General features: G+C 27.2%; 9 protein-coding genes. All 9 read left to right on the top strand.

Going from position 1 to position 14,598, the window contains the following annotated elements; genetic code table 11:
• Positions 1-69: 69 nt before the first annotated feature.
• Positions 70-312: a hypothetical protein gene (locus tag KTO59_RS02535; RefSeq protein ID WP_284928462.1), complete on the top strand. Its 243-nt coding sequence runs from the start codon at positions 70-72 to the stop codon at positions 310-312.
• Positions 313-316: 4 nt separating this feature from the next.
• Positions 317-1,186, top strand: a complete 870-nt coding sequence (locus KTO59_RS02530) for a hypothetical protein (protein WP_284928461.1) — start codon at positions 317-319, stop codon at positions 1,184-1,186.
• A gap of 218 nt (positions 1,187-1,404) precedes the next feature.
• Entirely contained in the window at positions 1,405-3,708 is a 2,304-nt protein-coding gene (locus tag KTO59_RS02525) for an AAA family ATPase (protein WP_284928460.1), read from the top strand.
• A 231-nt stretch (positions 3,709-3,939) separates the two neighbouring features.
• A complete protein-coding gene (locus tag KTO59_RS02520) occupies positions 3,940-6,030 on the top strand; it encodes a hypothetical protein (RefSeq protein ID WP_284928459.1) in 2,091 nt (696 codons plus the stop codon).
• Positions 6,031-6,047: 17 nt separating this feature from the next.
• Positions 6,048-6,971 (top strand): DUF2963 domain-containing protein, encoded by a 924-nt coding sequence (locus KTO59_RS02515; RefSeq protein WP_284928458.1) that lies wholly within the window; start codon positions 6,048-6,050, stop codon positions 6,969-6,971.
• Between the two features lie 201 nt (positions 6,972-7,172).
• On the top strand, positions 7,173-7,781 hold the full coding sequence (locus KTO59_RS02510; protein ID WP_284928457.1) for a hypothetical protein: 609 nt from the start codon (positions 7,173-7,175) through the stop codon (positions 7,779-7,781).
• Between the two features lie 70 nt (positions 7,782-7,851).
• Positions 7,852-8,427, top strand: a complete 576-nt coding sequence (locus KTO59_RS02505; RefSeq protein WP_284928456.1) for a hypothetical protein — start codon at positions 7,852-7,854, stop codon at positions 8,425-8,427.
• Between the two features lie 21 nt (positions 8,428-8,448).
• A complete protein-coding gene (locus KTO59_RS02500) occupies positions 8,449-8,754 on the top strand; it encodes a hypothetical protein (RefSeq protein WP_284928455.1) in 306 nt (101 codons plus the stop codon).
• Positions 8,751-14,598, top strand: a 5,848-nt coding sequence (locus KTO59_RS02495) for a DUF2963 domain-containing protein (protein ID WP_284928454.1), incomplete at its 3' end; no start/stop codon positions are given. The genes KTO59_RS02500 and KTO59_RS02495, both read left to right, overlap by 4 nt.

Raw genomic sequence — 14,598 nt, 5'->3', positions numbered from 1 at the left:
ACCTTAGTGAGAACAAAAAACGCCAAGGCATTAAAAAATTATACATAAATAAAGAAAGGAATCAAATTTATGGAAATTGATGCATTAATATTTTCTTCTATTACGTTATTACTTTTATGTTGTATTCATTTATTAGATAGTATAAAAGACCTAATTCGATCAACACATGAAGATTCGCGTGAAAAATTAAATGAAATTATAAGAAATATTGACAAAATCCAATCGGAAAATAAAGAATTAAACAAAAAATTAAACGAAATTCAATTAACCAATAAGGAATTAAACCAAAAATTAAAAGAAAGAAAGGAATAAACTTATGGAAAACAAAAAAATTATCGAAAACAAAAGTAGATTTTCATTAAAAGGTCTGGTTGTTGTATTAATTCACGCTATTATGGTCTTTTTAATCGTTACGTTTTATTTTTATTATAGCACAAGAGGCAAAATTCAATCAGCAAATAAAGAATCAAATGAAAAATTAAATGAAATTGAAAAAAATATTGACGAATGTCATAAAATAAATCGAGAAAAATTTAACAAATTAATTAAAAAACTTGATAAAATAATTGAAGAAAATAACAAACCAAATCAAAAATTAAACGAAATTCAATCAATAAATAACGAATTAAAACAAAAATTAAACGAAATTCAATTAACAAATAATACATCAAACCAAAAATTAAACAAAATTCAATCAGCAAATAATAATTTAAATGAAATTAAAAATAATGTTGCCGAATGTCGCGAAATAAATCAAGGAAAATTTGATGAAATAAACAAAAAACTTGACAAAATAATTGAAGACAAAGACTTAAACAAACCTTCATCGAAAGTTGAATTAACACCACCAGTAGTAACTGAACCGAAAGTTGAATTAACACCACCAGTAGTAACTGAACCAAAAGTTGAAATTACACCACCAATAGTAACTGAACCAAAAGTTGAACCAAACGTTGATACAAAAAATGAAGTTGTAAAAACCAAAACAAATGATGGAACTTCAAACGTTGATACAAAAAATGAAGTTGTAAAAGCCAAAACAAATGATGGAACTTCAAACGTTGAAACAAAAACTGAAGCTGTAAAAGCCGAAACAAATGTTGAACCAAAAGTTGAACCAACACAAGATGACTTAAACAAATCAAAATCACAAGACGACTCAATATCCCAAAACTCTAAAAAATAATTTTAAAAACTAAACCACTTTTATAGTGGTTTTTTATTTTCGAAAATAAAAAAAATAAAAAAACACCCCATTCACGTAGTTGGTTTTTTGAAAAAACCAACTACGCCAATTCCAATCCCAACCCCAGCAACACACACAAAAAGCTAACGTAAAGGAAAATAAAAAAAATTACACTATTTTAAAAAAAATAAAAAAATAAAAAGAAAAGGAGCAAAATCATGCCAATTAAAAAACAAACAACAAAAATTGAAACAACAAAACCAAAAACATCATTTTTAAAACAAATTAAAATTACATTTATCGTTGGTTTTATATTAACAATATTAATATTAGGTATTTGGTATTGTATATCACAATCAAATAAAACGTCAACTACAAATCAACCACCACAAGTACCAATACAAACACCAACAACTGAAACACAAACACCAGTACAAACATCAACACCATCAATCGAAAAAATAATTGGAGAATTAGCTGATAAATTAGATACTATAGAAGAAGACGTTAACAACTTAAAAACTATAAAACCACAACCAACTAACAATAAAGAAATTAATTCACTTATTCAAACACAAAAAACACACAAAACAGAAATTAATTTACTTAATCAAACGCAAGATAATCAAGATGAAGAAATTACAAGTTTAAAAAAACGTTTATCTACCGTTGAATTAAAAAACATTCAAAACCCATCAATAAGTCAAACTCCAACGCAATCAAATAACGAAGATTTCCCAAAAACTGACTTAACAAAAATGCCATCATTTGAAAAATTAATCGGGTTCAAAGAAGAACGCGAAGCCGCAGATCGTTTTTTAAATTTTATAAATAACGTTGAAAAAATTCCAAATATTGGAGAAGTTAGCGTTCCAACTGGTATTCTATTACACGGAGTAGCTGGTACTGGTAAAACTACTTTCGCCCAAGCTTTAGCAAAAGAAGTAAAATTGCCGTTTTTTAACATAACAGCATCTCAATTTTCAAAAGGATATCTTGGTGAAGCCCCACAAATGGTTCGTGATTTATTTGCTACTGCAAGAAAAGAAGCACAAAAATCAGGCGGAGCCATCATTTTCATTGATGAATGTGAAGAGATTTTTAAAGATTTAACTGGTGATCAATCTAAAGCGCATGCCGACACCGTGAATATCATTAACGAATTCAAAGCTCAAATGACAAGTTATGAAAACGATCCTAAAAAACCAGTTTTCTTAATGGGTGCAACTAACCACGTTGACAAAATTGACGAAGCCATCAGATCAAGATTTAGTTACATGATCGAAATCAAACCAGGCAATTTTGAAGATCGTAAAAAGATGTTAGAATTCTTAATCAAAAAACGTCAAAACCCATACAGTGACGACGCCAAAGATTACTTATTAAATGTTGTTAATAGAGCATTAGACGAATTACCACCTTACAAACGAGCAAACCGTATGTTAACTGGTATATTAGACGAAGCTGTTAGTACCCTTGTTTTAGAAAGCAACAAGACAACACCGCCGCGAACACAAATTAACATCGACGACATCAAGACTGCATACCGTTTAAGAGTAGACAAGAATATTAAATTGTTAGACTTTATTGACGATTTTAGAAAAGAACAACAAGATGACACAAACAAGCCAAAATCACAAGATGACGCAAACAAGCCAAAATCACAAGATGACGCAAACAAGCCAAAATCACAAGACGACACAAACAAACCAAAATCACAAGATGACGCAAACAAACAAGATTCATCACAACCAGCAGCTAACACACAACCAGCAGCTAGCACACAAGCAACAACTAACACACAATCAGGAACTAACCCACAACCAGCAGCTAACACACAACCAGCAGCTAGCACACAAGCAGCAACTAACACACAATCAGGAACTAACCCACAAGCAGCAACTAACACACAATCAACTGAAACAACAAAAACTCCAGTAACAAAATATCACACCGATAAAACTATCAATCAAATGAAAGAACATGACCAAAATGGAAAATTAGTTAAAAAAACATGCTATAACAATGATAAAATAACTATTAATTATATTAAAGACTATAATGAAAACCAAAAATTAATCAAAAAAACATTTTACAAAAATAACAAAATTGATTCTATTAACGAATATAATGAAAACAAAAATATAATCAAAACAACAAAATACGATTATTATTCTGACAATCAAACTATTCATTTTATTAACGAATACAATGAAAACAATAAATTAATTAAAAAAATACACTATGACACCAACGGCAAAACTATTGGATGTGTTGAAGAATTCGACGAAAACGAAAAATTAATTAAACAAATAAGTTATTGGCCTAATAGTCAAATTATTAATTCCGTTTACGAATATGGTTTTAATAATCAACCAATTAAAATAATATTATATAATTCCGATGGAATTATTGGAAGTATTACGAAATTTGACTCTGATGGATTTGTTGAAGACATCAAAGAATTCAACCCCGACGGAACAATAAAATCACAAGACGACTCAACACCACAAACTAAATAATTTTAAAAACTAAACCACTTTTATAGTGGTTTTTTATTTTCGAAAATAAAAAAAACAAACCCCATTCAAACAGCTGATTTTTTCAAAAATCAGCTGTTCCAATTCACACCCAACCCCAGCACACAAAAACAAAAAACTAACGCAGAGGAAATTAAAAAAAATAATCAAAATTATAACAAAAATCATACAAATCAAAAAATTAAAAAAAATTAAAAGAAAAGGAGAATTTATATGATAACTACAATTTCATGCATGTTATTCATGCGAACATTTACATTTTGGTTTATACTAGGATTGAGTTCGTTTTTATTTATTTTATTCGTTTATTATAAAAACTCACAACGAACAAAAAAACCATTAAACTTTATATTTTTAACTATATTATTTATCGCAATCTTTGTATTATCTATCGGTACTTGGTACTATTGTTACGGTCGTAAACCAAAATTAGCCAACCAAGCAAAAACCGTCGCAACACAAGCAAAAACCGTCGCACAAACTGGCGCAACACAAGCAAAAAACGCTGCCGCAAAACCAATAGATGCAACAAAAAATTGGTGGGACGAACGTAAACAAAAAAAAGAAGCTAAAAACCAGGCAAAAACTGAAGGTAACGAAGACAATAAACCAAAAGACAAACCAAAAGGCGAAACACCACCAAAAGACGAAGGTAGTGACGACAACAACAAAGGCTCAACAGCTGGCGAAAAAGTCAAATCTGAAGAAAAACCAACTGACAAACCAGTAATTGATGAACCAAAAATTGATGAATCAACAACCAGTCCTGATAAATCAACTAATAAAACAAACAAACCAAAAACTGTTAATGATTTAATTACGGATGCAAGAAAACAAATAGATGAAATATGTAAAACATACAAAACACAATATAATACATTAATAGATAAACTTGAAGAAATTAAAGACAATATTACTAACCAAACAGCTGAATTAGCAAAAACGCCATCTCAAGTAACAAGAATTAATAATTTAATAAATGAAATTAACGGTTTAATCACTGTAGCAGAAAAAGAAAAGACATTTCTTAAACGAGATGTTGATTCTATCATCGAACAAATCGAAGAACTTGAAAAAATTATAACTTTACCAAAAGATAAAAAACAAGAACTTTTGAAAAAAGACAAAGCAACAATAATTTCTTATATAGCTACTGAAATAAAAACTATTAATGATAATTTAGGAGAATTATACGAGGAAAAAAACAAAAAAATAGGTGAATTAAAAGAAACAACCGAACAAATTACCACTATTAATGGATATATTACGAAATTAGAAACAATTAATAAAAATTATGAAACAAAAATGGAAAACCTTACAAATGATAAAGAAATAAAAGCTCGTATATTAGAAGAAAATCAAAAACAAGTAACTAAACTTAAAGAACAATTAATTATTCATGATGTAGCTAAAAAAGATTTAAAAGATAAAGAAGCATTTTATACAATTTTAAAACTTTCACTTTTTGAAGCAAAAGGAAAATATCTACAACGAAAAGATACAATGACTGTTAAAAACGATACTGCATTCGATTCTAACAAAGCATTTAATCAAGGTAAAAATCTTATAGGTAAGTTAATTGATAATGTTACAGTTGGAGGATTTATTATTCAAGCATATAGGGAAGTTACACAAACAGATATTAATAGAGCTCAAGCAATTGAAGAAAACAGATTAAAAAACGAAAAAGCAAATTACGCATTCGACCAACAAAAAGCAGCTGACGCCAAACAAGAATTAGAAAATACTAACCGAAGAAAAGAAGTTGATGCCAAAAAAACTGAAATATTAAATCGATATCACACTTTTCTTAATCTATTATATGATTCTAACGGTAATATAATACCACTTAGTCCTGAAAGTGTTGAAGAACTTCAAAAAACATTTGATACTGAACTTGAAAATGATAGAAAAGAATTTACAAAAATTAAAAACGAATGCAATAAAATAGAAACTAACATTGCAAATAAAACAAATGAAAAAACAAATTATCAAGATCAAATAAAAGACCAACATGAATTACTTGAAGAAACAAAAAGTTTTAACCAAACTGTAACTGATTTAAAAGTAGAATTAGCAAAAAATAAAGATAAATCACCTGTTTCTCAAGAAAAAATTAATGACATAGATTTAGATATTTTAAAAGAAAAAGTTATACGAAATCAATTAATAGAATTAAATGATAAATTAAAAATTCAAAACCCAAATATTAATAAACGTAATAAAGAACTTGTTGAAAAAGCTAAAGTTGACTATAACGCATTAAGTAACCGTTTGATAAATGGTTCTAAAACGACAACTTAAAAAAAAGGAAAACAATTATGAATAACAATCCAAAAAAAACAAAACAAAAGATTATTATTATATTCTTTTGTTTTTTTATTTTAATTGGTTTTACTTATTTTATTTTGACTAAAAAAAAGAAACCAACAATAGAATCATCACAAAACACAACACAAAAACAAATTGAAAATAAAAATCAACAAATAAAATCATCACAAAACGAATCACCTAAACAAGATGAAACTAACAATCAACGAATAGAACCATCACAAAATAAACCGTTGAAACAAGACAAAACTAACAATCAACAAATAGAATCATCACACAATGAACTATCAAAACAAGATGAAACTAATAATCAACAAATAGAATCATCACAAAATGAACTATTAAAACCAAATGAAAATAAAAAACAACAACAAGAACCATCACAAAATATAATACAAAAACAAGATAAAAACAAAAAACAAAAACAAGAAATATTTTTTGATACTGATGGACAAACTATTCAATATATTAATGAATATAACCTTGATGGTCAACTAATTAAAAAAATAACATATGATTCCAATGGCAAAAATATTTCTATAATCAACGAATATAACCCCAATAATAATCAAATAATTAAAAGCATATCATATAGCAGTACTGAGAACACTATTTTGTTAATTACAGAATATTATCCCAACGGAAAAATGAAAAAAAATACATGGTATGATTGTTATGGATTATACCCAACCAATACTATTAAAACAATCACAGAATACAACGAAAATGAAAAAATAATTAAAGAAACAAAATACAATACCGATGGGATTTTTGTACCACGTGGAACTAAAACCGTTACAGAATATAATCCTAATAACGATCAAAAAATCAAAACTACAAAGTATAATCCCGACGGAACCATTAAAAAAATTAGAGAATACAACCCCGACGGAACAAAAAAAAGAACAAAATAACATCAAAAAGACTCACTTAAAGTGAGTCTTTTTTTATTTTAACCACAATAACAAAAAAACCACTTAAAGGTATATATATAAAACGACAAGCAATAACAACAAAACACAAAGACATACACAAAACCCACAAACAAAAAAAACAAAAACACGCAAAGGTATATAAAAAACAAAACCCTATCCCAAGAAAGGAGTCCCAACTATGTGTCAATACACCATTTATCAACAACAATTATTTTAATTCTTGTAACAATTATATTATTAATTAATCCATTTCACTTCATTAACGCTAAATTACAAAATTCGTTTCACCAACAAACAACTTATTCAATTAAAACATATTCAACACAACAATTAAAAGATAAATGGGTATCGACACAACAACCATTAAAACGATATGATTTTAATATTTATAATAAAAACGACATTATTAAAATATTAAAAGATAATAACAGTAATTGTGATTTTAGTAGTTCATTTGATTCCAATAAACCTGGATATAATTGTTACGACAGTCAATCATTAGGCACTTATTGGTTTAAAGACCCACCATCAGGATTAATTACTGTTTATTTTAAATATCGTGATAATCCTTTTAACCAAAAATATCCAGTTGCTCATTACAAACACACTTTAGATGACCTTTTAAAACATGAAATTTCTATTTCAGAAGCATATATCTTTTGGGACGTTAATCCAACGATAAGATCTCAACGAGCAATTAATTTATGGAGAGATATCACCTACAGTGCGAACCGCCGTAGTCGTGAATTAATTCAAAAAGTTGGTGTATTTACCAAACGAGAATATTAATCCACCACAATAAGAATTACTACAAACATTAGACCTTAAAACCTCATCCTAAGAAAGGAACCTTATTTATGTGTTAATACGCCATTTATCAATTAAAATTATTTTTATTTTTGTGATAATTATATTATTAATCCATCCATTTTACTTCATTTACGCCAAATTACAAAATTCATTTCACCAACAAACAACTCATTCCGTTAAATTATATTCAACACAACAATTAAAAGATAAATGGGTATTGTCACAACCAAAATTAATAAGATATGATCTTTACGCCACAGCAGACAAAGACATTCCTAAAATAATCGAATATTTTAAGATTGACGGTATTACGATGCATAATTTTTATGATTCCCCTAGATACAACCTCGGCAACAGTCAATATTTAAATTGGTATTTAAAAGACCCACCAAAAAATTTATTAGGTGTCTATTTTAAACCAAGAAAAAATCCGTTCTACCCTGAATATCATTACGGTGATTACAAATATACTCTCGATGATTTATTAAAAAATGAAATTTCTATTTCAGAAGCATACATTTTTTGGGACGTCAAACAAGAACCAAGATTCCAAAATACAACCATTTCATCCAAAGACGTCACAAACCCCAAATGGATTAAAAAAAACTTTAAAAAATCCATCTAAATAAAAAAAAGATTTTCAACATTGAAAGTCTTTTTTTTATTTATCACACAACCCAAACTCCAAATAGCTGTTTTTTTTCAAAAAAACAGCTATTTCAACTTTCAATACAAAACAACAACACAAAAACACAAAATGCAAGGCAAACCAAAAAAAACAAACCCCATTTACGCAACCAGGGTTTTTCAAAAACCCAGTTGCGCCATAACAATTTCCCAACCCCAGCAACAAAAACAAAAAAAAACGCAAAGGAAATTAAAAAAACAAACCAAAAACAATAAATGTAACAACCTTAAAAACCAAATTCCAAGAAAGGAGGTCATTACATGACAAAACGTTATTTAAAATTTTTTTATTATTTTTTATTAATTATATTTTTATTTTTCACTTATTGTTACATTTATGCTAAAATAACAAATTTCTTTTATCAAAAAAAGACACACACTATTAAATTATATTCAGTCCAAGAATTAAAAGACAAATGGATTAATAACCAACCAGAAATAGATATACATTTTTTTAACATTGAATCACGTGATAGTATTCCAGAATTTATGAATAAAATATTAGATATTAATGATGTCACAATTTCTTCATCTAATCCAAGTTATAATTCTAGTGAAAATAATAATATATATTGGAAATTACATGATCCTAAAAATGGTTGGTTAGACATTTATTTTAAACCTCGACCTAATCCATTTAAAACAACATATCCTTGTGAACATTACAAATACACTCTTGATGATTTATTAACTCATAAAATTGCCATTGAAGCAGCTTATGTTTTTTGTGATATTAGCAAAGCCAAAATTGATCCTAATGTCGATATTAATATAATTAATTTAGAATATGATGTTGATACTACCAAAGAAACAGCGCTTAAAAAATATTTAACTGAAGATATTAAAATTGATAGATATGTTAAATTAGGTTGTTGTAATTTCACTCCTAATGGAGGAATTATTTTTCCGTTTAATGCAAATGGATATTTTGATTACAACAACAACAAAATTGAAGTTGTGTATTTTGATGGTGGAAAACGTCTTTTCGACAACTGTAACGAAATCGATACCTTATTCAAATACGCCAACGGCGCAAAAAATATCTATTTATTCAAATTTGAAGACAATAAATTTAAAATATTTGATTATCCTTATAACAAAATTATTAAAGAAAATTTAGAATTTTTTCCTAATAGTATAACAAATTGGAATATTGATGAACGTAACAAACGCGGCCAAGTAACTAAAAGAACTCACCATCAAGATAACAAACTTATCGTACAAATTACTAACTATACCGAAACTGGCAAAATAATTGAAGAAAGATACTACCAAGATGAAGGTATAACCATCAAACGTGCTATTTGTGTTACCTCTGATGGACACCAATTTGAAGAAGAAAATCACCAATTTCATAATGAAATTCTTACACAAATCAACGAATATGATGAAAATGAAAAATTAATTAAAAAAACATTATATCAAGATGATGGTCAAACTGTTAAACAAATTGGAAGATATTATTCTAACGGCCGAAAAGCTAAAATAACATTATTTAATACTGATGGAACTATTGAATACATTAATGAATACAATCCTTACGGCCAAGACATTAAAACAACATTCTACCAAGATAATAATAAAATTGGTACACAAATTAAAGAATACGACAAAGATGGAAAATTAATTACAGCAAAATTTTGTCGTCCTGATGATAAAAATATTACACAAATTAACAACTATGACAAAGACGAAATATTAACTAGTCAAACATTTTACAACCCTGATGGTCAAACTATTAAAGGAACTCAAAAATTTGATCAAAACCACAAAGTAATTATACAAGAAATTCCCCTTCCTGATAACAAATCTTTAACAAAATATATAAAATACGGATTTCAACTAAGAGGTAGAAAAATTATAGTTCGCGCTAAAAACGCAAAAAAAAGACCATTTTATGAAGACGAAGATTATAAAATTGAACACATCGAAGAATACAACGAAAACAAACAATTAGTTAAACAAACATTGTTTAAATATTATGACAGTGGAAAGATTGAAGATATGAAAACTAATGAATATAATCCTGACAATAACAAAAAAACTAAAACAATAGATTATTATTCTGATGGTAAAACTATTTATACTATTGACAATTACAACGAAAATGAAAATTTAATTAAAACAACATGGTATCGATACGACAAAACTATTAAAAAAATCAGTGAATACAACGAAAACCAAAAATTAGTTAAAGAAACAATTTACCGTCCCGACGGCAAAATTATTTGGTCAATTACTGAATACAACGGAAATTATCAAAAAACTAAATTTATATTATACAACCCCGATGGCAAAACTATTAGTTTTATTGACGAATACACCAACGGCCAACAAACTAAAAAAATATGTTACTATCCCAACGGTAAAACTATTCAATTTATCATCGAATTCGATGAAAATGACCAAACAATGAAAATAACAGAATATCGAGAAAACAACCAAACTATTTCGTCAATTGAAAAATATAACAAAAACCACCAATTAATCAAAAAAACATTATATCAATTCGATGGTCAAACTGTTCAAGCAATCAACGAATACAACGAAAACGAAAAAACATTTAAAAATACAATCTACTGCCCTAACGGCCAAACTATTAATTGTATTACCGAATTCAACCCCGACAAAACTATTAAAAACATCATAGAATACAACCCTGATGGAACTATTTATAAATTTAATAACAAAATTATTACACAAATTGATGAATACAACGAAAACGGCCAAAAAACTAAAACAACATTCTACCAAGACAACAACAAAACTATTTGGAAAATTAACGAATATAACAAAAATAATCAAATAATTAAAATAACAGAATACAACCCCAACGGCCAAACTATTTCATCTATTAACGAATTCAACGAAGATGGAAATTTAAACAAAAAAACAAACTGTAATGAATATGGTCAAAAAAACGAAGTAACACATTATTACCCTAATGGTAAAATTAAACAAATTGATAATTACAACAATAATGAAAAATTAATTAAAGAAATAAAATATCAATCTAATGGTGATATTAATTGTATTAACGAATACAATGAAAATAGTCAATTAGTTAAAAAAATAAACTATCAATTGAATAATAAAATTGATTTTATTAACGAATATAACCTTAATGGCCAAAAAATAAAAGTAACAAACTACAACCCCGACAGCCAAAATATTGACTACATCAACGAATACAACAAAAACGAAAAAATAATCAAAAAAACTGAATATTGGTCCAAAGGAATAATTCGATATATCAAAGAATACAACGAAAACGAAAAATTAGTTAAAGAAACAATTTACCGAGGTAACAAAGATAATAAAATTGAAACTATTAATGAATATAACCCTGATAATGACCAAAAAATTAAAGAAACATTTTATAGTTCCGACGGCAAATGGGGAATTGAAGAATACAACAAAATTGGTGAAAGAATCAAAAAAACAGTATATCAACCCAACAGTCAAATTATTGAATTTATTGAAGAATATAACAAAAACATAACAACATATTACTACCTTGATGGAACTGTCAAAGAAATTGCAGAATACAACAAAGATGGAGACAAAATCAAAATAACATTATATCACCCTGATGGGAACATTAATTACATCGATGAATATGGTAAATATACAAGACTGATTAAAAAAACTTACTATAATTCTAATGGAATTATTCAAACCGTCATAGAATATAACCCTAATAATAATAATCAAATAATCAAAATAACAAAATATTTCTACTATCCTGACAGTAAAACTATTTTATTAATTGAAGAATACGATGGATATAGAAATTTAAATAAAAAAATAGAATACAACAATAACGGTCAACAAATTAAAAAAATACATTATTGTTCTAACGGTAAAATTATGTCAATCAGTGAATACAATGAATACAATCAAGAAATTAAAGTAACATATTACAAAGATGATGACCAAACTATTGATTATATTCAAATCAATGACTACAATGAAAACCGAAAATTAATTAAACAAACAGGTTTCCTACCCAATGGTAAAACTATTTTAGCAATTGAAGAATTCAATGAAAATGAAGAATTAATTAAAACAACAAACTATAATCCAAACCAAACTATCAATTCCATTTTTGAATTTGGCAAAAATAGAAATTTAATTAAAGAAACAGAATACAATTCTGATAACAAAAAAACTAAAACAACAGAATATAATCCTGATGGAACTATCAAAAACATTATAGAATATAATCCTGATGGAACTATTTATAAATTTAATGGCCAAACTATCAAACAAATTAACGAATACAACCCCAACGGCCAAAAAATCAAAACAACATGGTACCAAGACGACGGTCAAACTATTTGGATAATCGACGAATACAACCCTACCGACGGCAAAAAAACTAAAACAATACACTTCAACCCCGATAGAACTGTTAGCTACATCACACACTACAACCCCGACGGAACAACCGTTGACTACATCAACGACTATAACGAAAACGAAAAATTAATTAAACGAACAACCTATCGTCCCGACGGTCAAACTATTCAGTTTATTAGTGACTATAACGAAACTGAAAAAATAGTTAAAAGCACAAACTACAATGACGATGGCCAAACTATTAGGTTTATCAACGAATACAACAATAACGAAAAATTAGTTAAAAAGACAAACTACCGAACCAACGGTAAAACTATTAAGTCTATTTGTTACTATAATGAAAATGAAAAATTAATTAAAAAAACAAATTATCGTTTTGATGGTGAAACTATTAAAGGAATTAAAGAATTTAATGAAAATGAAGATGTAATTAAAACAAAATATTGGTATGACGGAACAATTAAAAATATTTGTGAATATAATAAAAACGGAAAATTAATTAAAGAAATAAACTATTATTCAGATAACAAAATTGATTGTATTAACGAATACAATGAAGATAAAAAATTAATCAAAAAAACTGAATATTGGTTTGATGGTAAAACTATCAAAGAAATTACTGACTACAACGAAAACGAACAATTAATTAAAAAAACAAATTACAACTCCGACGGAACACTCGATTGCATTGACGAATATAACCCTGTCAACAACCAAAAAACTAAAACAATAAAATATCACCTTGATGACCAAACTATTAAAGGAATTAGTGAATTTGATGAAAATGAAAAATTAGTTAAAAAAACAAAATATTACTCCAATGGAACCATTAAAAAAATTGTAGATTATAACCCCGACAAAACTATTAAAAACATCGTAGAATACAACCTTGATGGAACACTAAAACAAATAATTGAAATACCTCAAACAAACATAAAAACATACGCTGGCAAATATGGGAACAAAATTATCGAAGAATACAACGATAATGAAAAATTAATTAAAAAAATAATTTATAATTTTAATAATAAAACTATTTGGTATATTATTGACTATAACGAACAAGGTCAAAAAACTAAAAAAACGGTATACAACGATGACCAAACTATTGAATCTATACAAATTAATGAATACAATGAAAACAAAAAATTAATTAAAAAAATACTTTATAATTCCGACGGTCAAACTATTCAAGAAATTAAAGAATATAACGAAAACAAAAAAATAACTAAAGTCATAGAATACCAACCAGATGGCCAAACTATCAAAGAAATTTATGATTTTAATAAAAACGGAAATTTAATCAAACAAACAGTTTACCAACCTAACGGCCAAAATATTGATTACATTAGTGAATACAATCCTAATAACGATCAAAAAATCAAAACAACATTCTACCAAGAAGATGGCGAAATTGTTAAATTTTTTGTAAACAATGAATACAACGAAGACAAAAAAATAGTCAAAACAACATACTACCAAGACGATGAAAAAACTATTAGTTTTATTGAAGAACGCGACAAAAACGAAAAAATAAATAAAACAACGCTTTATAAAGAAGACGGTCAAACTATTAAAGAAATCACTGAATATAACAATGGCCAAAAAATCAAAATAATAAGCTATCGATACAATAGTGACCAAATTTATTACATTGACGAATACGAAAACGAAAAATTAGTTAAAACAACATTCTACGAAAATGACGGTCAAACTATTTCATCAATTGCCGAATTTAACCCCGATG

The sequence above is a fragment of the Candidatus Phytoplasma sp. AldY-WA1 genome (assembly GCF_020312115.2).
Taxonomy (GTDB): Bacteria; Bacillota_I; Bacilli_A; order Acholeplasmatales; family Acholeplasmataceae; genus Phytoplasma; species Phytoplasma vitis.
This window is presented reverse-complemented; position numbering and strand designations above follow the sequence as displayed.

Excerpts from the sequence above, each read along its gene's own strand:
- KTO59_RS02530 (WP_284928461.1), top strand. The coding sequence starts at position 317 with ATGGAAAACAAAAAAATTATCGAAAACAAAAGTAGATTTTCATTAAAA.
- KTO59_RS02520 (WP_284928459.1), top strand. The coding sequence starts at position 3,940 with ATGATAACTACAATTTCATGCATGTTATTCATGCGAACATTTACATTT.
- KTO59_RS02535 (WP_284928462.1), top strand. The coding sequence starts at position 70 with ATGGAAATTGATGCATTAATATTTTCTTCTATTACGTTATTACTTTTA.
- KTO59_RS02525 (WP_284928460.1), top strand. The coding sequence starts at position 1,405 with ATGCCAATTAAAAAACAAACAACAAAAATTGAAACAACAAAACCAAAA.
- KTO59_RS02515 (WP_284928458.1), top strand. The coding sequence starts at position 6,048 with ATGAATAACAATCCAAAAAAAACAAAACAAAAGATTATTATTATATTC.